General features: G+C 41.8%; 19 protein-coding genes. 9 read left to right on the top strand and 10 right to left on the bottom strand.

Features of this window, described 5'->3' with window-relative positions; genetic code table 11:
• Positions 1–3 precede the first annotated feature (3 nt).
• Positions 4–4,305, bottom strand: a complete 4,302-nt coding sequence (locus G636_RS0106650) for an Ig-like domain-containing protein (RefSeq protein ID WP_026507410.1) — start codon at positions 4,303–4,305, stop codon at positions 4–6.
• Positions 4,306–4,745: 440 nt separating this feature from the next.
• Here G636_RS0106650 and trmB point away from each other — a divergent pair, with 440 nt between their 5' ends.
• The 3 genes from trmB to G636_RS17575 all read left to right on the top strand — a co-directional run bounded on the left by trmB (position 4,746) and on the right by G636_RS17575 (position 7,925).
• Positions 4,746–5,384: a tRNA (guanosine(46)-N7)-methyltransferase TrmB gene (gene trmB / locus G636_RS0106645; protein ID WP_026507409.1), complete on the top strand. Its 639-nt coding sequence runs from the start codon at positions 4,746–4,748 to the stop codon at positions 5,382–5,384.
• 49 nt (positions 5,385–5,433) lie between these two features.
• Positions 5,434–6,369: an SH3 domain-containing protein gene (locus G636_RS0106640; protein WP_026507408.1), complete on the top strand. Its 936-nt coding sequence runs from the start codon at positions 5,434–5,436 to the stop codon at positions 6,367–6,369.
• A 179-nt stretch (positions 6,370–6,548) separates the two neighbouring features.
• On the top strand, positions 6,549–7,925 hold the full coding sequence (locus G636_RS17575) for a D-alanyl-D-alanine carboxypeptidase family protein (RefSeq protein ID WP_051226636.1): 1,377 nt from the start codon (positions 6,549–6,551) through the stop codon (positions 7,923–7,925).
• A gap of 196 nt (positions 7,926–8,121) precedes the next feature.
• On the opposite strand, the gene G636_RS0106630 is transcribed toward G636_RS17575, so the two are convergent.
• Complete coding sequence (locus G636_RS0106630) at positions 8,122–9,192, bottom strand: undecaprenyldiphospho-muramoylpentapeptide beta-N-acetylglucosaminyltransferase (protein ID WP_026507407.1); 1,071 nt, start codon at positions 9,190–9,192, stop codon at positions 8,122–8,124.
• A 171-nt stretch (positions 9,193–9,363) separates the two neighbouring features.
• On the opposite strand from G636_RS0106630, the gene G636_RS0106625 reads away from it, so the two are divergent.
• Positions 9,364–10,311, top strand: coding sequence for a 3'-5' exonuclease (locus tag G636_RS0106625; protein WP_026507406.1), 948 nt, complete (start codon positions 9,364–9,366; stop codon positions 10,309–10,311).
• A gap of 243 nt (positions 10,312–10,554) precedes the next feature.
• On the opposite strand, the gene G636_RS17570 is transcribed toward G636_RS0106625, so the two are convergent.
• From G636_RS17570 to dnaA, 8 genes are all read right to left on the bottom strand, one after another.
• Entirely contained in the window at positions 10,555–11,484 is a 930-nt protein-coding gene (locus G636_RS17570) for an alpha/beta hydrolase (RefSeq protein WP_051226634.1), read from the bottom strand.
• Between the two features lie 11 nt (positions 11,485–11,495).
• Positions 11,496–12,980, bottom strand: coding sequence for a sensor domain-containing diguanylate cyclase (locus tag G636_RS0106615; RefSeq protein ID WP_026507405.1), 1,485 nt, complete (start codon positions 12,978–12,980; stop codon positions 11,496–11,498).
• Complete coding sequence (gyrA, locus tag G636_RS0106610; protein WP_026507404.1) at positions 12,980–15,568, bottom strand: DNA gyrase subunit A; 2,589 nt, start codon at positions 15,566–15,568, stop codon at positions 12,980–12,982. Before gyrA ends, G636_RS0106615 begins: the two co-directional genes overlap by 1 nt.
• 29 nt (positions 15,569–15,597) lie before the next feature.
• A complete protein-coding gene (gene gyrB / locus G636_RS0106605) occupies positions 15,598–17,547 on the bottom strand; it encodes a DNA topoisomerase (ATP-hydrolyzing) subunit B (protein WP_026507403.1) in 1,950 nt (649 codons plus the stop codon).
• Between the two features lie 9 nt (positions 17,548–17,556).
• The gene (gene recF / locus G636_RS0106600; protein WP_026507402.1) at positions 17,557–18,666 is read right to left on the bottom strand and encodes a DNA replication/repair protein RecF; all 1,110 of its coding nucleotides are present in this window, start codon (positions 18,664–18,666) and stop codon (positions 17,557–17,559) included.
• 18 nt (positions 18,667–18,684) lie between these two features.
• Positions 18,685–18,900, bottom strand: a complete 216-nt coding sequence (locus tag G636_RS0106595) for an RNA-binding S4 domain-containing protein (protein ID WP_026507401.1) — start codon at positions 18,898–18,900, stop codon at positions 18,685–18,687.
• A 53-nt stretch (positions 18,901–18,953) separates the two neighbouring features.
• On the bottom strand, positions 18,954–20,072 hold the full coding sequence (gene dnaN / locus G636_RS0106590; RefSeq protein WP_026507400.1) for a DNA polymerase III subunit beta: 1,119 nt from the start codon (positions 20,070–20,072) through the stop codon (positions 18,954–18,956).
• A 277-nt stretch (positions 20,073–20,349) separates the two neighbouring features.
• Positions 20,350–21,741: a chromosomal replication initiator protein DnaA gene (gene dnaA, locus G636_RS0106585; protein ID WP_242826932.1), complete on the bottom strand. Its 1,392-nt coding sequence runs from the start codon at positions 21,739–21,741 to the stop codon at positions 20,350–20,352.
• 561 nt (positions 21,742–22,302) lie between these two features.
• Between dnaA and rpmH the strand changes: the two genes are divergently transcribed.
• The 5 genes from rpmH to jag all read left to right on the top strand — a co-directional run bounded on the left by rpmH (position 22,303) and on the right by jag (position 25,225).
• Entirely contained in the window at positions 22,303–22,440 is a 138-nt protein-coding gene (gene rpmH / locus G636_RS0106580) for a 50S ribosomal protein L34 (protein ID WP_022753299.1), read from the top strand.
• An 85-nt stretch (positions 22,441–22,525) separates the two neighbouring features.
• Positions 22,526–22,876: a ribonuclease P protein component gene (gene rnpA, locus G636_RS0106575; RefSeq protein ID WP_026507398.1), complete on the top strand. Its 351-nt coding sequence runs from the start codon at positions 22,526–22,528 to the stop codon at positions 22,874–22,876.
• The gene (gene yidD, locus G636_RS0106570) at positions 22,873–23,082 is read left to right on the top strand and encodes a membrane protein insertion efficiency factor YidD (RefSeq protein ID WP_026507397.1); all 210 of its coding nucleotides are present in this window, start codon (positions 22,873–22,875) and stop codon (positions 23,080–23,082) included. Before rnpA ends, yidD begins: the two co-directional genes overlap by 4 nt.
• A gap of 34 nt (positions 23,083–23,116) precedes the next feature.
• Positions 23,117–24,430: a YidC/Oxa1 family membrane protein insertase gene (locus tag G636_RS0106565; RefSeq protein ID WP_026507396.1), complete on the top strand. Its 1,314-nt coding sequence runs from the start codon at positions 23,117–23,119 to the stop codon at positions 24,428–24,430.
• A gap of 18 nt (positions 24,431–24,448) precedes the next feature.
• Positions 24,449–25,225 (top strand): RNA-binding cell elongation regulator Jag/EloR, encoded by a 777-nt coding sequence (gene jag / locus G636_RS0106560; protein WP_026507395.1) that lies wholly within the window; start codon positions 24,449–24,451, stop codon positions 25,223–25,225.
• Positions 25,226–25,236 lie beyond the last annotated feature (11 nt).

Raw genomic sequence — 25,236 nt, 5'->3', positions numbered from 1 at the left:
TGATCAATCCTTTTTTACATTCTTCCTTTTAGCAATAAGAGCGGCGATGCCTGCTCCAAGCAGCATAGCTGCAGCGAATATCAGTATGATCACTTCCTTCTTGACAGCCTTGCCTTGTAAAGCTCCCTGGGCAGATATTATCTCACCGGGATAAAGGTCTGCAGCCATAGCAAGAGGAGATACCTCATCATCTATTTCAGCCATGCTTTTTCTTATAAGCTCTTTTGGAGCAGCTGATACATATACCTTCTTTATGACCTTTTCGCAGCTGTTACCTGCTGCATCTGCTGCAACTACCCTTACATTCTGGGCTTTATCAAGGCTTTCCAGGTGAAGGCTCTTGTTTATGCCAAGGTCATCTCCTGCCTTATATTCACCTGCCAGGTCTCCGTTTATATAAACGGCCGCAGAGACCAGCTTTCTGTTATCATCTACGCTCAGGCTAAAGTCATGTCCTGTCTCAGACTCATAGCCTGCTCCCTCTTCCAGGTCACCAAATGCAAGGCCCGGTGCAGTCTTGTCCACTGCAAAGGCAAATTCCAGATTTTCAGCCCTGTTGGATGAATTGTTGCCTGCAGCATCCGTTGTTGATATCAGGACTGTATAGTCGCCTTCCTTGTCAAACAGTTCTTTGGAAACAGTATAGGTCACGCTGTGCCAGCCATATTCATTTACTGACTCTGTACTGCTCCAGCCTTTGCCTTCCTTTACCTGCATGATCTCATCATCTCTGCCGATCGTCAGGGTCTTTTTATTTACAGCATCTACGTTTACTTCTTCCACTACGAGATCAGTAGGCGCATTGGTAAAATATCTCTCTGTCATCACTGCTGATTCAGGATGGAGATAGAAGGTGCTTCCAAATCTGTTTACGGAAAAGACTATCATGTCCTCTGTAACGTTGCCTGCAAGGTCCCTTGCAGTAACATTTATGGTATAGACATCATCATTATCTCTGACATGTCCAAAGTCGCTGTAGCTTACAGATACCTTTTCCTTTTCATTCTGTCTGCTAAAGGGCATGTCCCTTAATCCTGTCATGGATCCTGTGAGCACCATGCTTACATCAGTACCCATATTGCTGTCTTCGCAGATCACTACGGGAGAAGCAGTTCCCCTTATTGCCTCACGGTCAGATACTCCCATAAAGCTGATCACAGGAGCTGTCTTATCAATTGTGAAGCTTCCGCTATTTTCTTCCTCGGCTTCATTGCCTGCCCTGTCGGTATAATCTACTGTAAAAGCATATATACCGTCAGTATCAAATACTATACTTATGCTATGTTCGTCTTCCTTATTAATATAGCTTTGTCCCTGACTAAAGGCAGAAGTATTATCCGCTCCCTTGATCCTTACCTTTGACGGATCAAAGTTATGCTCTTTAATTGTGACAGTTGCAGTCCTTGTCTCGTTATAATAATCTTTGCCATTTTTATCAAAGCTAATGCTGATAACAGGCTTTGTCTTATCAATGGTAAATTCTTCTTTTTCAATATAAGGCTCAGCCTTATTTCCTGCCTTATCTGTTGCAGTAAAGCTAAAGGAATAGTCGCCGTCTGTGTCAAATACCGCTGTCATGCTGTATCTGCCATCTTCATTCTTAACAAAGCTTGTAAGCTTTGCTTTTCCGGAGCCGGAATCTGTAAAAAGAGTACGCTCAGGATCAAAGGTGTAATCCTCAACTACAATGGTAGCTGTCCTTGTATCCTTGTAATATCTGCCCTCTAAGGCGTCATTATTATCATAGCTGACAGTGATCAAAGGGTCTGTCTTATCAACAGTAAAGGATTCTCCCAGGATAGCTTCGCCATTTGAAGAGATATTGCCTGCTCTGTCCCTTACAGTTCCAAATGCATAATACTCGCCATCTGCATTTGTAGTGATCACGGCGCTGTACATCCTCTTATCACCTTCTGCTGATTCTACCCAGTCTTCAGGCTTTATATATCTGTATTCTGTGCCTTTGTCAGGACGTGTTACCGCTATTCCCACTGTATTTTCTTCAAAGTCGGGATAGAGTTCCTCCACACTGATAGTCACTTCCACATCCTTGTTATAATAGCTCTTGTCACTCCCCTCAGGACTTACTGCTTTACCGCCTGCGCTATAGGAATAGCGGATAAGGGGAGCTGTATTGTCTATTATGATCAGGTCAGAAGATGCTATATCACTTTCGTTACCGGCCATATCCACAGCTTTGACACTAAGGCCGTTTACGCCTTCCCTGCTAAAGGTGTAGCTGTATTCACTATCTAAAGCCTCTTTGAGAACAGGGCTGGCAGAATATATCCCTTCTTCATTATCAAGACATATCATGCTGTCTTCTCTGCCATGATAATTACTATCGATCACTCTGAAGCTTCCGCTCCAGGATTCATCTTTTGTAAAATATGCATCCTTACCGGATATGGTAGTCTTCTCTGTAAGATCCGTTACCTTATCAAATTCTATAACAGGACTTGTATTGTCATATACAAGGCCAAGATTCCAGTCAAAGCTGCTCTTGTTGCCTGCCTCATCTTCAAGGATGATCTGCTTTATCACATCTCCCCGGCCGTTTTCCATAAGGATGTCATAGGAGGCAGAGCCATCTGTTTCCAGATAGTTTACACTGCCATCCTCCATTACTATGCCGATTGTTACAACATCAGACTCTGCTGCATTTGATTCAGCTTTCTGAGTCTCATTGTCATAGCTAAGTGCAAGGCTTATGGGCTTGTTACTGTACAGCATCCTTGCTGCCAGACTGGAAGGATCTGCGGTTATTTCTTCTGTAAATATACCGTCCTCATAGAAATTGCCGTTTAAAGTTACTGATATGAGATCAGTCCTGGGGGCGGTATTATCTATCTTGAAGGGAACTACAAACTCACTGGTCTTACTGTGCTCTTTAGCGGCAAAAGTGATCATATTCACTCCTTCTGCCAGATTATCGAGAGGAATATTCCCTTCAAATATGCCATGAAGAATGTCTGTATATCTTAGTTCTATAATATCTATTTCTGAATTCACAGATGATATTTGGGTAAAGGGATGACACCAATTACAATCAACTGTCAATAAAAGGTCCTTGCCACTTAGGCTTTTGGAATACCATATATCTTTATCCTGATAATCCCTGATATCATAGAGGCAATGTCCGTCTATTGTAGTTACCTTCCAGTATATGTCTTCCTTTTGCCTGCCATCATCAGATATATCTTCTGCTTCCCCGTCATTTGGAATATCAATTTCGGAACCATTCACATTTGTAAATAGATAATTGACATTCCTAAATACATACTTATGACCATCACTAAAGGTCACAAACAGATCTCTTATCAGGTATTTACCCTCAGCTTTAAGAGTCCTCTTGGGCGTTGTATTAGTAGTATTTATAGTAAATCTCAGTTCGCTTTGACTGTTATTATTTATATTTTCAACGGTGACAAAGGCTTCTTTTATTTTGGCATTTTTTTTGATCTTCTTTTTGACTGAGCTTATGATCTTGTCTTTGTTAAGCCATATGGCTGCTTCTTTATTTGCAGCAAAGACATAGACGTTTTTGCCGTTTTCATCTTTGATGATAGTGTATTTTGAAAGCACAGGTTCTTTGACTTCAGAAGTTTTGGATGTAGATGTGGCATAGAGATATTTAGTTGAGAAACTCAACTCTTCATACTCATCTTCAATGCTCTCCTTATCATCTTCAGGAGATTTATTTTCTTCGCCTGTCAGAGAGAGTAAATTGCTGCTTACGCTCATGCTTTCAAGCTCCTTGTCCTTTGGAGCTTTTTCTTTCTTGGCGCCGTTTTCTGCATCCTGCGGATCAGCAGCTTCCTTGTCCTTCTTGTCAGCCTCATCAGCTTCAGGATCAGCATTTATAGAATCCTTGCTATCTGTGTCACCATCTTTGGGATCATTAGTCCCAAAGTTATTATCCCCTGCTCCCTCGCCCAGATCCTTATCTTCAGGACCGGGGGCTTTATTGTCATCCCCGAAAGCAGCATCTGTGCTATCAGCGTCAGTTTCCGTGCCATTGTTCTCTGCACCGGGATACAGGATCTCTTTTAAACCTGTATTTGGTCTTATTATTTTACCGCCGGGGCCAAAATCTACTATGCTGTCATATCCGCCTTTAAATGAAGAATCTTTCATTTCTCCTATAAAAATAGACCCCTTGGCAGCTTTAGCTTCCAGGCTTTTTCCAGCCAGTTCTCCAAAAGGCATTCCTCCAAGGCTGATCACAACTGCCAGAATTGCAGCAGATAGTCTTGTCATGACGGTTTTTTTCTTGTTTCCTTTTTTCATTTGACTCTTTTTCATATTTCCTCCGTTTTCATTGCCCTGCCTTTTCCGTAATGACAGCCGCTTTTATGCAGGCCCATTCTTTTTTGGGTATCAAAAAGAAAAGGGCAGCAGTTTTCCTTTAGTGCAAAAGCACGATCATAAGATTACTGGCTCTTATCCAATAACTACTTACAGGAAAAAAGTATCGGCGAAAGCGATACTTCCGGCAGAAAAATACCGGTAATTTGAAAATGTCTAAAATGCAAATAAAAATTCACAAAACCCTGGTGCTGATTTGTTCCCGTAACACAATGGACAAAGCATATCGCATCCCGATAATTGCTGTCAATATGATTGCAAAAACAAATAAAAATCTAATGGTATTTATGAGATTTTTAAGAGCTCATTATTCAAGATAAGTTGACGAAAAGCCGCAAATTATCCATAATGTTTGATGTAAGAAAGGAATAAGAATAATGAGACTGCGTAATATACCCGGTGCCAGAGATGTGATAGAAGAGAGCATCTGGGCCATTAAGAATCCCGAAGGCTGCAAAGGTAAGTGGAAAGAGGTCTTTGGCAATAATAATCCTGTCAGGATAGAAATAGGAATGGGAAAGGGCCGTTTTATCATGGATCTGGCCGCCTTAAATCCTGACATAAATTATATCGGAATAGAAAAATATTCCAGCGTTATGCTTAGAGGCATACACAAGCAGGAACAGCTCCTGCTTCCCAACATCCGTTTTATCAGAATGGAAGCAGAAATCATCACTGAGGTATTTGACAAGGGCGAGGTTGACAGGATATACCTGAATTTCTCAGATCCCTGGCCCAAGGACAGGCATGCCAAGAGACGTCTTCCTTCAAGGGAGTTTCTGTCCAGATATGATGAGATATTAAAGAAAGACGGCGTAGTGGAATTTAAGACAGACAATACCGATCTTTTTGACTTTGCACTGGAGGAAGTAGCTCCTGCAGGCTGGAAAATAGATGCGGTGACAAGGGATCTTCACAATGATCCTGCATTGAACGAAGGCAATATCATGACTGAATATGAGGAGAAATTCTCCAAGCTGGGCAATCCTATATACAAATATATCATCAGCAGATAATAGCATTACTTTTGATTATTTTCATTAGACATACAAAGGAAGTTTACAAATGGCTGATAAGATCTATAACATAAATGACTATAAGAAGAATCCCGGACAAGGTCCAAATGCCCAGGACCCCTATGAAAACAGCAGCGATACCACTGCAGAAGCTTCATCAGAAAAGGTATCAGAAAAGATAGCACTGGATCTGGGATATACAAGACCTGAAGATATCAGCGCAGATGATATCCAGATAGAGGATCCTCTTAACTTCCTTAGTGCCAAGGAAAAAGAGCAGTATATACTTGCTCACAGCGATACTCTTCTAAATTCTCATAGCTCAGAGGATATAGAAAAAGAAAGCTCAGCTGCTAGTACCGATCAAAATAATAATGCTCCCTATTACCAGGGTGCAGGCCCTATAAATGCCGGTGCCATGCCCCAGGACAGTAACCTGGGAAATGGTTTTGGTGCTCCTTATTATGGTCAGGTAAACGGAGGATATGAGGAGCCTCATCCATATAATAATGCCAGCTCCTATCAGGGCGGCGATTATTATAATAATGGCGATGATTACAGCTATCAGGACATTGCAGATCTTGAGGAGCTTGAAGAAGAGGAGGACGATTATTCCCCAGTCCTTTATTACCTTCCAAGAATACTGGCTGTAGTAGCAGGACTTTTTGCTGCCTTTATCATTTTCATGTTTGCCAAAAAACTCATCCCTTCCATGATACCTGCTGACCAGGAAACTGCTGATAATATCACAGGCGAGGATACTTTAGGCGACGAGGATGAGGAGGTAGACGAGTCAGTTCCTCAGGGCAGTATAGTACATACCACATCAGGTCTGAATCTTAGGACCAGCCCTGAAAAAGCTGATAATATTGGTCAGACTGTCAAATCCGGGACTGAGCTGATCCTTGTAGGAGAGGAAAATGGCTGGGCAAAGGTTTGGTATGATGGTCAATACTATTACTGTTCCAAATCATATATTCAGTAAATACTCATGACCTTTTTACTATGCACCTCTCATTAGTTGCTGTTCACCCGCTGCCAGCTCATGAATAGCAACTGTTTTTATTTACAGGTATTATTCTAATGCTCAAAAATACTATTAAACCTCATAAGAGTAAATACTCATATCTACTGGCCTTGGCCATTTCAGCGGGAGCCTTGTTTTTGTTACCTGTTTCTAAGACCTACAGCCTTAGCGCTAATGCAGAAAGCTTAGAAGAAGCAAGGCAGGCCAGGATGGAACTGGAGACCAGCTCCAATCTGGTACCCGGCTGGCCTCAGGGACCTGCTGTTGGAGCAGAATCTGCTATCCTTATGGATGCAGACAGCAAGGTCATCCTTTATTCCAAAAATATAGACGAAGAATTATATCCGGCTTCCACAACCAAGATGCTGACCTGTCTTATCGCTGCAGAGAAGGGCAATATGAATGACATTGTTAACTTCTCCCATACGGCTGTATCTTCAGTCCCTTCGGATGGTTCAAATATTGGCATAGATGCAGGAGAGTACATGACTCTGGAACAGTGTCTCTACGGTATCATGGTAGGAAGTGCCAATGAATGTGCCAATGCTGTAGCAGAGCATATTGCCGGCTCTCTTGATGCCTTTGCAGATATGATGAATGAGAGAGCTTTAGAGCTTGGCTGCAGCCATTCTCATTTTGTTAATTCCAACGGTCTTTTCGATAAGGAGCATTATACCAGTGCCCATGATCTGGCCCTTATAGCCTCTGCCTTTTTTGACAATGAGCTATTGTCCAAGATTGGCAATACTGCCCGCTACCATTTCACGGCAGGTCCCGGTCAGCCGGACGATTTCTATGTTAATAACAAGCACAAGCTGATAAACGGAGAAATAGCCTGCGAAGGGATAAGAGGCGGCAAGACAGGATATACAGATGAAGCCAGAAATACCCTTATCAGCTGCGCCGAAAGAGGTCAGATGAAGCTGATATGTGTGATCATGAAGGAGGAAACTCCTTATCAGTTCACAGAGACCGCTGAGCTTTTTGACTACGGCTTTAACAATTTCAAAAAAGTATATCCGGCAGAAGAGGATGAATACTATCTTCCCAGCACGTCCAAGAATTCTTCCAGCTCATCTTTTTCATTAAACAAAGAATTTCTTGAATTTGACAAAAACGCTTCGGTAATACTACCTGTTACCGCTTCTCTTTCTGATTGTGAGTCCACCGCAGATTATGATACCAAAGATGAGAATACTGCTGCCGTGATCAGCTACAGCTTTGGAGGCGTAGCTGTGGGAGAGGCAAGTATCAGGATAGTAGCCTCAGATGAAGCTTTGTATCTTGGTAATAAGCCCTTATCATTAGTTGATGTGATAGAAGGCAAAAAAGGAACCTATTATCTTGATCTAAAGAGCCTGATCATCAGGATATCCCTGACCTTGTCAGTCATTATTGTTTTTTCCCTTATATTGTCAGCCATTTACAGCTACAAGTATGGCTACGGCGACAAGGGTGACAGAAAACGTATGAGGAGAAGGTTAAAGACCAAAGGCTCCCATCATTATCATTGATCATTATCATTCTATCTGTCAAAAAAGCATATGTTAATAGACGTACCTTCAGAAACACGCATTTACTGCGTGTTTCGTGAGAACATGAATCTGGCAAATAGGCCCAGCAGCTTTAGCTGCTTATAAATGGCCTATTTGCATACATTCTTGGATTATTTATCCAAGAATGTATATGTTATTAGACGTACCTTCAGAATTATTTCTCTGACAGCTCGTTTATAAGCTTCATTATAGTAGTGATGGCGCCTCTTTGACCTGAGCCTGTCATCCTTACCAGGTATTCCTCCCTGTTCTCATAGAGCTCGTGGATCTTCTTGACCAGCTCATTCTCATCAAAGTCCTCAGGCATGATCACCAAAGAAAAGCCCTGCTGTTCAAAGGATCTGGCATTTAATATCTGATCTCCCCTGCTGGATTTCTTTGAAAGAGGTACCAGGATATTGGGTTTTCTAAGAGCAAGGAGCTCGCAGATGGAGTTGGCACCTGCACGGGATATTACTATATCCGCCAGGGCAAAGAGGTCCTTTAGATCTGACTTAACATATTCAAACTGCTTGTATCCCGGCACGTCCAGGCGCATATTATCAACCTTTTCCCTGCCACAAATATGGATCACATTAAAGTAGGGCAGGATAGAAGGGAGTGCTTCCCTTACAACTTCATTGACGGACTGAGCACCTAGGCTTCCACCTATTACCATAAGTACCGGTTTATTATCTGTAAATCCGCAGAGATTCTTGCCTGTCATGGCATTACCGGTCATGAGCTCATCTCTGATAGGCGTACCTGTAAGGACAGCCTTTTTATCAGGAAGATAATTCATGGTCTCAGGAAAATTGCAGCAGATCTTGTCCGCAGATCTTGCACAGAGCTTGTTGGCAAGACCGGGTGTTAAGTCTGACTCATGAAGGATACAGGGAATATGCAGGGCAGATGCAGCATTTACTACAGGTACACTTACAAAGCCTCCCTTGGAAAAAACTATATCAGGCTTTTCTTCTTTTAATATCTTCCTGGCCTGTGCAAAGCCCTTGATCACTCTGAAGGGATCGCTGAAATTCTTGGGATCCATATATCTTCTGAACTTACCTGTGGCTACTCCGTAATATTTCACATCATAATCTGCCACAAGGCGCTTCTCTATACCTTCATAGGATCCAATATATATTATTTCATAGCCCTCTTCCTTGAGATAAGGGATCAGGGCCAGATTAGGCGTAACATGTCCGGCGGTACCACCGCCTGTAAGAACTATCTTTTTACTCAATTTGTCGTCCTTTCTGTAAAAGACTTGTCAGATTCATCTTCTAACGAAACACCATCTAATAATACATCATATGAGAGATATCCTGCAAGCAGGCCCAGTTATGATATAATTAGGATGGAGTGATACCGTTTATCGTCTATAGAAGCGACATAGAATTTGTAAGGGATTGAGATGTCTAATTATATAGTATTTGATCTTGAATGGAATCAAGGCGGAAGCATAAGAGAGCAGGAGCTCAAGGAGCTTCCTTTTGAGATTGTCGAGATCGGCGCTGTGCGCATGAATGAAAACAGAGAGATAACAGGCAGCTTTTCTCGTCTTATAAAGCCTCAGGTCTATAAGAAGATGCATTCCATAACAGGTAAGCTTATTCATCTGACCATGAACGATCTGGAAAAGGGAGCCCCTTTCCTGGATGTGATCTCGGACTTTTTTAAATGGGCAGGAGAAAAGCCGGTATTTTGTACCTGGGGTAATCTTGATCTCACAGAGCTTCAGAGGAATATGGACTATTATCATATGGATCCTCTTTCTGTGGGACCTATTGAATATATTGATGTTCAAAAGCTCTTCTCACTTGCCTTTGAAGATGGCAAGCTTCGAAGAAATCTGGAATTTGGCATCGACTACATGAAGCTCAAGAAGACTCATCCCTTTCACAGAGCCCTGTCAGATGCCCAGTATACAGCAGAGATATTCCAAAAGATCCCTGAGAGCTACCTTAGCTATGTATCCTTTGACAATTATGTGACTCCCAAGAACAAGAGACAGGAGATACATATTGTATTTGATGAATATGCCAAGTTTATCTCAAGAGAGTTTGATACAAGAGAAAAGCTCATGCGTGATCCCGAAGTCATTTCCACCAGATGCTATCTCTGTCACAGGAATCTCAAAAAGAAGATACGCTGGTTTACTCCCAACGGCAAGCATTATTATTCTGTGGCCTGGTGTGAAAAGCATGGCTATATGAAATCCAAAATCCGTATCAAGAAAGCTGAAGATGGCGGCTTCTTTGTAGTCAAGACAAGCAAATTCATAAGCAGAGAGCTGGCTGAAGAAATCAAATTAAAACAGCAAAAAAGCAAATTAAAGCTTAAAAAGCGAAGGCCTGAATAAGGTCTTCGCTTTTTTATACATTAGTGGATTGAAAATCCACTAATGTATGCAAATAGGCCATTTGAGAGCGGCTAATGCCGCTGGGCCTATTTGCTAGCTTCATGTTTTCACGAAACACGCAGTAAATGCGTGTTTCTGAAGGTTTGTCTAATAACATATACATTAGTGGATTGAAAATCCACTAATGTATGCAAATAGGCCATTTGAGAGCGGCTAATGCCGCTGGCTTCGTCCATACTAGTCTTAGAACTTCACATGTTCCAAGAATTCATCAATCTTTGCCCAGTATTTTACAGGACTGTGATATACACTCTTTACATGCTCAGCGCCCAGTATCATGCAATATTCCCTTCTACACCCAGCTGCATCAAAGAGAGCCCTGCACATTGCAGGATTAATAAATGTATCCTTATCTCCGTGAATGAAGAGAGTAGGAGTAGCAGATCTTGCGACTGCTTCTATGGGCTTTATGTCATAGAAATCATAGCCTGCACGTATCTTTGTCTCCAGGCGAAGGAGAGGAAGTGCGATAAAGGGAGGGATTATAGGCTTTACCATCCTGTCATACACATCCACGAATTGGTCTTTGACCGTGGTATAGGACGAATCTGCTATAGCGCAGATCACATTATCTGGCATACGTTCGCCTGTGGTCATGAGCACTGTAGCAGCTCCCATGGATGTACCAAGGAGCATGATCCTGGCATCCTTATCCCTTTTGATGATCCAATAGATCCACTCGATTATGTCATAGCGGTCATCTCCGCCGTAGCCTACATAATTGCCTTCACTGGCGCCAAAACCTCTAAGATCCGGGAGCAGCACGTTCATTCCCTTCTTGTGCAGCTCTCTTGCATATACTCCCATGCCCTCACAGTTATCCCATATGCCATGGACTATGATCGCATACCTGTGCTCATCTGTAGTTGAGGAAGGTATGTATGTGGCATGAAGCCTTAATGAATCGATGGAATCAATATAGATATCTCTTCTTGTAGGATGATTTCTTACCCACATTCTGCCCTGAGTCACTTCAGGAAGTTCCTTTGCTTCTCCATCCGGATGCGATCTGGGTTTCATTGCTACATCGTATAGTTTTCCCCCTGCAAAGATGGAACCTGCGGTAAAAGCTGAGAATAAGCTAAATAAAAAGAATCTGGATTTTTTGCTCATTAGTATACTCCTTATGTCATGTCTGCTTGCATATCCAGCATTTTCCTAAGTTTTTCGTCTGTGTCCCTGAGCATGAACCTCAGGGAAAGATGGTCATCATATTTGTATGAACATATAGCAAATACTATATGTATTATATAGGGCCTGTCATTTTCAGCCATGAGTCTGCCGTTTTGCTGCATCATGCTGGTCCTGAAATAATCTTCATCATTGTCTCTGTCTGTGATCATCATTACAGCAAACTCATAACCCTTGATCCTGCCGATAAGAGCCTTCTTGCCAAAGACATCCCTGATCAGCTTTGCAACTCTCTTTACGGCGTAATTGCCTTCATCTCTGCCGAATCTGTCATTGATATTCTTTATGGTATCAAGGTCTATATAGCAGACAATAGCCGTATTTCCTTTTTTGAATCTTTCTGCCATACGGTCATAAGCATGAGTGAAGAATCCTCGCCGGTTATATTCTCCTGTCAAAAGATCCTTCTCACCGATATGATCAAGGACTGAGTCGTCTCTTTCAAGCTCTTCCTGCACTGTCAGCAGTTCTTCTGACAGCTCTCTGATGACACTGCGCCTCATTACTATCTGTATAGCTGCATGGAGCATTCCATTAAGCAGATATTCTATACCCGGTGTGAGCATCTGGGGACTAAATTTGAATATGATAAATCCCAGCTGCTCATCATCCATAGATAGAGTCCTGGCAATCCATCCGCCTTTCTTTAGCTTGGTATCTCCAAACTCTGTGAGAAGCTTTTCGGTAGGAGTCATCATACCTTCCGGAAGATGTATTACCACTCCGTTTTCCACGGCTCCCTTGACCAGGATATTCTCCGGTCTGTCCCAGGGATGATTGACAGTATGCCTCTGGCCCTCACCATACATAAATATCAGAGCAGTCTCTATCCTTCCTCTGGATGCTGTCTTTATGATTTCTTCAGCAAGCTGCCTTCTGTCACAGGTCATATTCAGCATATGCCTGGACATCAATGACAGCTGTCTCATAGTCTCTTCTATGGTCAGCTCAGTATCGGGAAACTCCGGGATTTCTATAACACCCGATAGTTCTCTCCTGGCTATCCAGCTCAGGATATCATGAAGAGCTCTAAAGCCTGTTTCTGCAGGATCTTCATCCTCAGCGGGCTGGTGTATGGCGTCGTATTTTTCCATGGGAGCGGTAAGAAGAAAGGGAAGATCCATTCTTCTAAACTCATTTAGAAACTCTTCCCTTTGTCCCAATTCAAGCTCCCCGCCGATCTCATTGATATCAATAATGAGACCGTCGAGAGCATCAGTCGTTATATAATTGTAGATCGCATTCTGTTGATATACGTACTTTTCCTGCTCGGTAGCAGTAATAGGAGAGTAGAGTGTACCTCCCGGCATGACTATGACTACCGCACCTATTTCCTCAGCGGCGCAGAGCATACCTTTAACAAAAGAGCATGTCTTTTCATCAGACAGTTCAGATATCAGCAGACCGATCCTCGCCATTAAAGCGTCCTTTCTCCGTCTTCTCCGGATTCTTCCTCAATGTCGTCTACGTTATCCAGTTCTCTGCTCCCATCAGATACTTTCTCACGAACCTTAGCTATGCTCACAACCTTGGAGCCTTCATCCAGCTTGATAAGCTTGACTCCTGAAGTGATTCTGCTATATACAGATACCTCACTCATCCTGATCTGGATAATAGTACCGGCATCTGTGATCATCATGATCTCATGATCCTCGTTAACAGCCTTGACACCTATTAGATGTCCTGTCTTTTCTACAATCTTGTAGCACTTAAGACCCTTACCTCCCCTGTACTGGGTCTTGAATTCACTAAGATTGGTCCTCTTGCCGTAACCTTTCTCGGATACTACCAGCAGTGAATCGCCCTGGCTGTCTATCTGCATTCCGACGATCTCGTCATCATCGTCCAGCATGATACCTCTGACACCCATTGCTCCTCTTCCCATAGAGCGGACATCTGTTTCTTTAAACCTGATACATATTCCGTTTTTGGTAACAAGGAATATATGAGAGTTTTCGGTTGTTGTCTTCACTTCTATTAGGGCATCATCGTCTTCAAGATTAATAGCATTAAGTCCATTCTTTCTGACATTTGCAAAATCCCTTATAGATGTCTTCTTTACAGTACCCTTCTTGGTTACCATAAAGAGATTCTTTTCAACATCAAAACTGGATACAGGAATGATGGCTGATATCTTCTCATCAGGACCCAGCTGTAGGAGATTAACAATAGCTACTCCTCTTGATGTTCTTGATGCTTCAGGAATCTGATAAGTCTTTAGTCTATAGACCCTTCCCTTATTGGTAAAGAACATCACGTTATTGTGAGTAGTGGTCATAAGAAGATCTGTTACGTAATCTCCATCAATGGTGGAAATACCCTTGATACCATGACCGCCTCTGTTCTGAGCCTTGAAATTATCTATAGCCATTCTCTTGATATATCCAAGAGATGTCATTGCTATAACTGTATTAACATTGGGGATCAGATCCTCATCTTCAAACTCATCCTCGTCATGACCTATCTGAGTCTTTCTGTCATCTCCGTACTTGTCTGCGATGATATTGATCTCGGTCCTTATAACACCCAGGAGGAGCTTTCTATCTGCCAGTATTGCCTTCAGCTCTGCGATCTTCTTTAAGAGCTCTTCGTGCTCAGCCATGAGCTTGTCTCTTTCCAGTCCTGTAAGAGTACGAAGTCTCATATCTACAATAGCCTGAGCCTGTACTTCAGAAAGAGCAAATCTGGATATTAACTGCTCCTTGGCAATCTGTACAGTCTGACTGCCTCTGATGATCTTAATGACTTCATCAATGTTATCAAGAGCTATGAGCAGACCCTGCAGTATGTGATCTCTTTCCTCAGCTTTACCAAGGTCATAACGTGTACGCCTTGTTACTACCTCTTCCTGATGCTTTATGTAATATACCAGCATCTTGTCCAGAGACAGTATCTTGGGCTCATTATTTACCAGAGCCAGCATGATGACACCAAAGGATGACTGAAGGTCTGTATGCTTGTAGAGCTTATTGAGCATCACCTGGGCATTTACATCATGCCTGAGCTCTATTACGATCCTCATACCTTCCTTATCGGATTCGTCTCTGAGAGCTGTGATGCCGTCTATCTTTTTGTTCTTTACAAGGTCAGCTATTCTCTCTATGAGCTTGGCCTTATTTACCAGATAAGGAAGCTCTGTTACTACAATCCTGTTCTTTCCGCCGTTCATAGGCTCAATATCAGTAACAGCGCGGCATCTTACCTTACCTCTTCCTGTCCTGTAGGCTTCCTCGGCACCTCTTGTTCCCAGGATGATACCTCCTGTAGGATAATCGGGAGCCTTTACTATAGGCAGGATCTCTTCGATAGAGGTTTCTCTGTCTTCATTGATCCTGTTATCGATCATAAGAGAGATGGCTTTGACCACTTCCCTGAGGTTGTGAGGAGGGATATTGGTAGCCATACCTACCGCAATACCTGTTGTACCATTGACCAATAGGTTCGGTATCCTCGAGGGCATTACCGCAGGCTCTTTTTCTGTTTCATCAAAGTTTGGAACAAAGTCTACTGTATCCTTGCCGATATCAGCGACCATTTCCATGGAGATCTTGGTAAGACGGGCCTCTGTGTACCTCATAGCAGCAGGGCCGTCACCGTCTACAGATCCAAAGTTACCATGACCATCTACCAGACAGTATCTCATGTTCCAGGGCTGTGCCATATATACAAGAGCTCCATAGATAGAAGAGTCTCCATGAGGATGGTACTTACCCATTGTATCACCAACGATACGGGCACACTTACGATGTGCTTTGTCCGGCCCGTTGTTCAGCTCTACCATTGAGTAGAGAACACGCCTCTGAACAGGCTTAAGTCCGTCCCTTACATCAGGAAGAGCTCTGGATGCTATTACAGACATGGCATAGTCTATATAAGACGTTTCCATTGTCTTTTTCAGATCAACATTGGTTATGGGATCAGTATTGGTTGCCTCTGTACTGTCAAAGACATCATCAGGCAGATCATTTCCCGGGGTCTGTCCGTTTTTGTTTTCGTTATCAGCCATTATTGTATCCTTTTCTAATTACCTGATTATCAAATATCAAGATTCTTAACGAATTTTGCATTATTTTCGATGAACTCTCTTCGAGGCTCAACCTTGTCACCCATAAGCGTAGTAAAGGTGATATCAAGTTCGGACTCTGCATCATCATCCATATTTACACGCAGGAGAGATCTGGTCTCAGGATCCATGGTTGTCTCCCACAGCTGATGGGCATCCATTTCTCCCAGTCCCTTATATCTCTGGATCTTGTTATTCTGATCCCTTCCCACTCTTGTGATGATCTCATTAAGCTCTTCATCGGAATATGCATACCAGGTCTGCTTATTTTTCTCCAGCTTATAAAGCGGAGGCTGAGCCAGATATACATGTCCCTGCTTGATAAGTTCAGGCATAAACCTGTAAAGGAAGGTCAGCATCAGTGTTGCTATATGGGCACCGTCTACGTCGGCATCGGTCATGATTATGATCTTGTCATATCGAAGCTTGGATATATCAAAATCTTCATGGATGCCTGTTCCAAATGCAGTGATCATGGTCTTGATCTCTGCATTGCCATAGATGTGATCAACACTGGCTTTTTCAACATTTAGTATCTTGCCTCTAAGTGGCAGGATAGCCTGAGTAGCTCTGCTTCTGGCATTCTTTGCAGATCCGCCTGCAGAATTACCCTCTACGATAAATATCTCACAATTCTTGGGATTCTTATCGGAGCAGTCAGCAAGTTTGCCGGGGAGTCCTAGTCCGTCCAGAGCTGTTTTTCTTCTTGTAAGATCTCTGGCCTTTCTTGCTGCATTCCTTGCTCTTTGAGCAAGAATGGCTTTTTCCAGTATTTCCTTGGCAATCTGAGGATTTTGCTCAAGGAAATATGTCAGCTGCTCAGATACTACAGAGTTTACAGCACCTCTGGCTTCTGTATTTCCAAGCTTTTGCTTGGTCTGTCCTTCAAACTGAGGATCGGATATTTTTACTGAGATGATAGCAGTCATACCTTCTCTGATATCTTCACCTGTCAGATTCTCATCATTATCCTTGAGAAGCTTGGAGCTTCTGGCATAATCATTGAAAAGCTTGGTAGTAGCCATCTTAAAGCCTTCAAGATGAGTACCGCCTTCAGGAGTATTGATATTATTGACAAATGTATAGATGCTCTCATTAAATGCATCATTGTGCTGAAGGGCTACTTCAACATGGACATTATTCCTGTCGCCCTCAAAATACATTATCTGACTGTAGAGAGGAGTCTTGGACTTGTTAAGATATTTAACAAATTCACTGATACCGCCCTCGTAATGGAAATGCTCTGTCCTGGGCTCTTTGTCTTCAGCGTCCTCATCTATTCTCATGTCAGTAAGACTGATCTTCAGACCCTTGGTAAGGAAGGCCATTTCCCTGAGCCTTTGTCTGAGCACACTATAGTCAAATATGGTGGTCTCTCTGAATATCTCAGCATCGGGCTTGAAATGAACTTCGGTTCCTGTATCTGATATATCACAAGTTCCGATCTCTCTTAAGGGATAACAGGTCTTACCTCTTTCAAAGCGCTGCTCAAATATCTTGCCTCCCTGTCTGACCCTTACTTCCAGCCATTCAGAAAGAGCATTAACAACAGATGCACCAACACCATGAAGTCCGCCTGATACCTTATAGCCTCCACCACCAAATTTGCCGCCTGCATGGAGAATAGTAAATACAACCTCAACTCCTGTAAGACCGGATTTGTGGTTGATACCTGTAGGTATACCTCTTCCATTATCTTTTACAATAATAGTATTCTCAGCTGTTATGGTAACTTCAATATGATCGCAGGCACCGGCAAGTGCTTCATCAACTGAATTGTCTACAATCTCGTAAACCAGATGATGAAGTCCCCTGGCTGCTGTAGTACCGATATACATACCGGGTCTTTTCCTGACAGCCTCAAGTCCTTCCAAAATCTGTATTTGGTCTGCTCCGTACTGTACTGCTTCGTTGTTAGACATCTATAAACCTCACTTCTGATTTTCCTGCATAGCGTGCCCGCTTACCACTCTGAATAATCTGTTTATCTCAAAACGGTGATTTACAAATTCATCATAACCGGTACAGGTAATGATAGTCTGGATATCTCCAATGGTATCCAGAAGATAATTCTGTCTTCCCGAATCCAGCTCTGATAAGACATCATCCAAAAGAAGAACAGGGTTTTCGCCCTTAGCTTTCTTCACCAGCTCTATCTCTGAGAGCTTAAGCGCCAATGATGCGGTCCTTTGCTGGCCCTGGGAGCCATACTTTCTAAGATCTGACTCTTTAGAGTCAGATACATTTTTGACTATAAAAGAAAAATCATCCTTCTGGGGCCCGATGGAAGTCTGCTTTAGCAGCATATCCCTGTCTCTTACCGCATTAAGCCTGGATCCGTATTCATCAGCTCTGCAGTTGGGCTCATAATAGATCCTGAGTTCTTCTCTGCCTCCGGTGAGCTTATTATGTACAGGTCCTATTATCTCATTGAGATCTCTGATAAAAGATTCCCTTAGTTCTATTACCTTACAGGCATAATCTGTCATCTGATCATCCTGTACTTCCAAAAGAGGCTTGTAATCAGGATGCTCATATATATCCCTGAGCATCTTGTTCCTTTGCTGGAGCATTCTGTTATATCTTGCCAGATTATAGAGATAAGTCCCATCCAGCTGGCAAAGCTCCAGATCAATAAACCTTCTTCTCTCAGAAGGACCGTTCTTTACTATTCCCAGATCTTCAGGGCTAAAGAATACCGCATTTAATCTTCCAAGATAATCCGCAGCCTTTCTGATCCTTTGTCCGTCCAGAGCAAGAGCTTTATTCCTTCCCGCATCCAGCTGCATGTCCAGCTTGTATTCTGCTCCATCTCTTTCAATAATGCTCCTGATATGGGCAGCTGTCTGGCCAAATCTTATAACTTCCTTATCCCTTGAACCTTTGTGGGACTTGGTAGTAGCTGACATAAATATCGCTTCAAGGATATTTGTCTTACCCTGAGCGTTGTCACCGTATATGATATTGGTGCCCCTTGAGAACTCCAGCTCCAGGTTTTCGTAATTTCTGAAATCTTTGAGCTCCAGTTTTTTAATTATCATTATCTTTTGTTCCTGAAACTATCGTTCTATAACGAATTTCTGCTTTCTGTATTCTACAACATCCCCGGGAACAAGCTTCCTTCCTCGGCGTGTATCTACTTCTCCGTTTACCTTGACAAGGCCTGACTGTATGTCTTCCTTGGCATCGGCTCCGGATTCCTCAAGACCGGCTTTTTTAAGAGCCTGTCCCAGCTTGATAAATTCATCTGTTTCTCTGAGTTTAACTGTTTCCATAATTACCTTTCATGCAGGGCATAGAGCCCTGCACTCTTATCATAAATGCCGCCTTAGTTTACTGTTGTAAAATTGATAGGCAGTATCAGATAGTTATAGCTTGAATCGGCATCTCTGATAAAACAGGGAGCCTTAGGATTAACAAGATAGATATCTACCTCTTCATCCTCTATTACTCTAAGTGCATCAATAAGGAATTTGGGATTAAAGCCTATCTTTACATCCTTGCCCTGCTTGGTGATCTCTACCTTCTCATCCATTGCACCTACTGCAGAATTGATCTTCATCTCAAGATAATCATCTTCGATGCTGATGATGACAGGTCTCTTATCACCCTCTTTGACAAAAAGAGTAGCTCTGTCTATACAATCAAGGAATTCCCTTCTGTTAATACTGATCTTGGTCTCATAATCAGACATCATCATCTGATCGATATTAAAATACTGACCTTCAAGAAGTCTGGATACTACAACAGTATTATCAAATTCAAATAAAACATGCTTATCGGTAAAGTATACGCTTACCATAGATTCTGTTGAATCGCTAAGTATCTTCATTACTTCGCCCAGAGCCTTGGCAGGTATTATGACCTTCTTGTAAGGATATCCGTTTGACAGTTCAACCTTACGAATGGATATTCTGTGTCCGTCAAGGGATACCATCTTGAGTATATTACCGTCTATCTCAAAGAGCTCACCACCCATGAGCTTATTGGTATCCTTTTCAGATACTGAAAAAATAGTCTGAGCAATAATATTCTTTAATGTGTACTGGGAGATACTGATGCCATCTATCTTCTCTATAACAGGAAGATAGGTAAAGTCATCACCGCTTCTTCCAAGAATGGTAAACTTGGATTTCTCACAGCTGATGGTGATCTTGATGCTGCCTTCAATATTGGTTGATTCAATAGTTACATCACTGTCAGGAAGCTTCCTGATGATGTCAAAAAATATACGGGCATCCAGTGCTGTATATCCTCTTTCTATGATCGTACCTTCAACCCTTGTCTCTATACCAAGTTCCATGTCATTGGCTATAAATTTGATGACACCTTCTGTGGTATCTACGAGGATACACTGAAGAATAGATAAAGATGTCTTGGCCGGTACTGCCTTCTGAGCAATCTGAAGACCGCTGACAAGGTTTGATTTGGAACAGACGAATTTCATAGCAAAGTAACTCCCTTCAATAAGCTTTATGACATTCTGCTGTTAATTGTAATAATTATCAAAAATGATCTTTGAGGATAGGGATTTGCTTTTTGTGGATTAAATATCATCCCGGCGCGTGCCGATAAAGAAATATATAATTCGTATCCTTATTTAGTATAGCTTGTGTATATGTGCAAAACCTATTCTATTATACATTTTTCCTGCATTTTTTACAATTGATAGCCTGTGTATAAGACCCTTTCAATATGTGAATAAGGGGATAATTTTACACATTTCAGTTACCGGAACCCAACTTCTTTTTGATGATATCCACATTTTTCACAAGTTCCTCATCCTGAGAAAGCTTCTCTTTTATACGACTTATCCCCGACATAACAGTTGTATGATCCTTTTTGCCAAGGGTACGTCCTATCTCTTCGAGGGAGCTGTCTGTCATTTCCCTGCACAGATACATGATGATCTGTCTGGGAGTCACGATCTCTGAGTTTCTCTTCTTGGATATGACATCATCTATGCGCACATCGTACTGCTCACATACTGTGTTGATGATAAGAGAGGGTGTGATGATCTTGGATGTGTCAGGAGATATGATGTCCCTAAGGGCATTTTTGGCATTATCAAGGGTTATGTCTACATTATTAAGTCTGGAGTAGGCTATGATCTTGTTAAACGCACCCTCCAGCTCTCGGATATTGCTCTTGATGTTATTGGCGATGTACTCGAGTATGTCATCTCCAAAGTGTCCGCCAAAGTTCTCTGCGTTCTTACGAAGGATGGCCATTCTGGTCTCATAATCAGGGGCCTGGATATCAGCAATTAGGCCCATTTCAAAACGTGAACGGAAGCGTTCTTCAAGAGTCTCCATTTCCTTTGGAGGACGGTCAGAGGACAGGATGATCTGCTTACCTGCCTGATGGAGTTCATTAAATGTATGGAAGAATTCTTCCTGAGTGGATTCCTTACCTATAATAAACTGTACGTCATCGACCATGAGAACATCTACCTTACGGTATTTTTCACGCAGTCTTGACATTGATTCCTGTTTACCAGATCTGATGGACTCGATAACTTCATTAGTAAACTGCTCTGATGTGACATAGAGTACCTTGGCTGCGGAATTATGTTCCATAATATAATGGCCTATGGAATGCATAAGGTGGGTCTTACCAAGTCCCGGTCCTCCGTAGAGGAAAAGAGGATTATAGTTCTCACCCGGAAAATCTGCAACAGCAAGTGCTGCGGAATGGGCAAACTTATTATTATTACCTACGACGAAGGTATCAAATCTGTATTTGGGATTAAGATTTGAGTTTTCATAGCTGTTTTCAGCTGTTTCTCTGATTTTGTCAGTGTCATGTGAAGGAGTTTCTTCATAATTAATGGTGACATCTTTTTGAAGCAGAAAAGATACATCGACAACAGAACCTATCAGTTCTGAAATTGCTACCTTAAAAAAGTTAAGGTAGTGACTGGAGATGTAATTCTGGGCTATGGTGTTGTCCTGAGGTATCAGGATCTCTACGCAATTGCCTTTAAAGGCATGAAAAACCAAAGGATCGATCCAGGTATTGTAGCTGATGTCCGTGATACCGGAATCTTCGCGTACCTTTCCCTTGATGTGATCCCAACCCATTGTTAGTGCATTAGTAATTTCGTCTGAGCTCATGGAATCCCCCTGAAAAAAATATATAGTAAAATATTAACTTATATAAGAAAAAACTTCAATTTATGTCATATGTGGATAACTTTTTTGAAAAAATGGTCCAAAATAAAATAAATTTCGTTATACACAGACGGATAATCCCCTAAACACACAGTCTGAGTGTGGAAAAACTCGCCTAAATCTAAATTTTGGCTTAAATAATACCCAGGTTATCCACATCTTTTCCACAAATTGTGGATTATAAAAGATATTTCAACAGAAACCACAACTTATCCACATTTTCCATATATTGATGTGGATAATCTTAATATATACTAAATATTGACAATAAAAATGTGGATAACTTTTTTGGAAAATTTGGAAAATGGCTTAAAAACTCAATTTCGCTTTTGAATGCTTGACGAAAATCCATTTTTTATATATAATGATAACGATTTTTTCCACACAGGATTATTACAGACAGCATAAAATCTGTTTTCCTGTCAGGGAATCAGATTTTTTACTGAGCTAATTAAGCTCCGGTCCTATGGACTGAATATTTGTCGAAAAGGAGGTGTTTCAGACATGGCAAAGATGACATTCCAGCCGCACAAGCTTCAGCGCAAGAGAGTACATGGTTTCAGAGCAAGAATGAGTACTCCGGGAGGAAGAAAAGTACTGGCTGCCAGAAGACTTAAAGGAAGAAAGAGATTATCTGCTTAATCGGACAGCGAGGCCGCATTTTTGATAAATGTGGCCTTTTTCTTTTATGTGCATGTGATGATATATTTGCAGGTATAGACCAGAGATGATATCACTTAAGAGAAATGAAGATTTCAGAAATGTGTATCAAAACGGCAGATCTGCTGCTGACAGAAATATAGTTCTGTATGTGTGGGAAAATGGCAGCAGTGTCAATCGTCTTGGTATATCATGTTCCAAAAAAGTTGGAAACAGTGTCGTGAGACACCATTTTGCAAGGCTCATCAGAGAGATTGCAAGATTAAATGAAGAAGCGTTCAATAGTGGTTTGGACGTGGTAGTTATTGCCAGATCAGGAGGTGGAGATGCTGATTATCATTCTCTCGAGAGATCCTTTTTGAGACTGGCTGAAAAAGTCTGCTTAAAGAAAAATAGCAGGCATCAAGTTTTATTATGAAGAAGATATTTATTTTACTTATTAAAGTATACAGGAAATACATATCACCCATGAAGTCTACAAAGTGTCCTTATATCCCTACTTGCTCAGAGTATGCTCTTGAAGCTGTTGAGAAGTATGGAGCTTTTAAGGGGGGCCTTCTTGCCGCATGGAGGATCATTCGTTGTAATCCGTTTTCCAATGGAGGATACGATCCGGTTCCTTGATAAGTAAAGAGGGGTTTTTGGAGGATTTTTTCTTATGATGAACGCTATCGCAACGGTCCTTGGATGGATCATGAATGCCATATATGTTTTTTTGGCATGGGCTTCCAATGTTTTAACCGGAGGCAGAGTTACAGTAGGTAATATTGGTATTGCCATTATTCTTTTTACTCTGATCATCTATCTGGCAATGATCCCGCTGACATACAGACAGCAGAAATTCAGTAAGCTGCAGTCCAAGATGCAGCCTGAGATCAAAGCCATCCAGGAAAAGTATAAAGATAAAAAAGATCAGCAGTCACAGCTTTTGATGAATGAAGAAGTGCAGGGTGTGTATGCCAAGTATGGCGTATCAATGTCCGGCAGCTGCGTTCAGATGATCCTTCAGATGCTGATACTTTTTCCTTTGTATCGTGTTATCTATAACATGCCCAAGTTTGTTCCTGCTGTGAAGAGTGTATTTACTTCACTGGCAGATTCAATACTTCAGACTAAGGGAGCAGAGGAAGTACTCAGAGGTCTGTCTGGGGCCAAGATGTTCACTTCCGATATTGATAAGGGTCTTACCAGCGATACTATTGCTTCTATTCTTAATAAGTGCTCCACAGCTGACTGGAATGAGCTCTCAAACTGGGCAAATGGCAATTCTCAGCTGGAATCACTTATAAATAAGACACATACAAGTGTACTTCAGATGAATAACTTCCTGGGTCTTAATATTGCTGATTCACCTCAGTATATGTTTACTCAGGCTATCAAGAACGGTATCACAGCTGCAGCTATTATCTCAATCATCGCAGCTATCATCGTTCCTTTCCTTGCATTTGCTACTCAGTATCTCTCAGTCAAGCTGACTACCAGCATGACTCAGAATAATAATGACAGACCTGATCCCAATGATACTGCCAGCCAGATGCAGCAGTCAATGAAGGTCATGAATGTTACCATGCCTCTTTTCTCTGCTTATATCTGCTTTACACTTCCTGCAGGTATGGGTATCTACTGGATAGCATCTGCTGTTGTACGTACTATCACAGCTATCATCATCAATCACAGGATTGATAAGATCGATATTGATGCCATGATCGAAGCAAATAAAGATAAGGCTCAAAAGAAGATGGAGAAGATGAGAGAGCGAACTTCCGGTCTTAGTGATTATCAGAATTTCCGAAGCAGAAATCTCTCAGGTATCAGCAGCAATACTGAAGATGAATATGAGATAGAGAAGAAGAGAGCTGAAAAGCTTGCAGAGGCAGAAAGCTATTATAACTCAGGTAATTGCAGAAAGAATTCACTTCTCTATGCAGCTAATCTTGTCAAAGAATATGATAAGGAACATGATGCAAAATAATAACAGGGGGCAGATACAATGAATGAGTATAAGGAATATACAGCCAGGACTGTAGATGATGCTATCACAGAGGCATGCGAGTCACTGGTTGTTACATCAGACAGGCTTGATTATGAAGTTGTCACAGAAGGTAGTCTTGGATTTTTGGGGATGGGAGTTAAGCCTGCTGTTATCAGAGCCAGGATCAAGGAAGAAAAAGTTGAAGAAGAGATCGTAAAAGAGGAAGCTTCTTTCGTAGCAGCTCCTGTAAAGGAAGTTAAGGCTGAAGCAGTAGCAGCAGTTGAAGAAGCTGCAAAAACTAATGAAGCAGCAGATAAGGATAGATCATCTATTGACTCAGATGCACTTATCTCTGAAGCAGAGTCCTTCCTTGCAGATATATTTAAGGCAATGGATATGCCTGTTACACTTGATCTTTCCTTTGACAGTGAGAATCTTGTACTTAATGCAGATCTGTCAGGAGCTGATATGGGTGTCCTTATAGGTAAAAGAGGACAGACCCTTGATTCTCTGCAGTATCTTCTTTCACTTGTAGTAAACAAGGAAACCGATACTTATGTTCATGTTAAGGTAGATACTGAGAATTATCGTCAGCGCCGCAAAGCTACTCTTGAGAATCTTGCCAAAAATATAGCTTATAAGGTTCGCAAGTCTCGCACAAGTGTTTCACTTGAACCTATGAATCCTTATGAACGCAGGATCATTCATTCTGCACTTCAGGCTGACAGATATGTTACAACTCATAGTGAGGGCGAGGAACCTTACCGCAGGGTTGTTGTTACTTTAAAGAAATAAGCTGTAGGCTT

Source organism: Butyrivibrio sp. MC2013 (genome assembly GCF_000424585.1).
Classification (GTDB): Bacteria; Bacillota; Clostridia; order Lachnospirales; family Lachnospiraceae; genus Butyrivibrio.
Note: the sequence above shows the minus strand (reverse complement) of the source record. Positions and strands in the feature narration are given on the sequence as shown.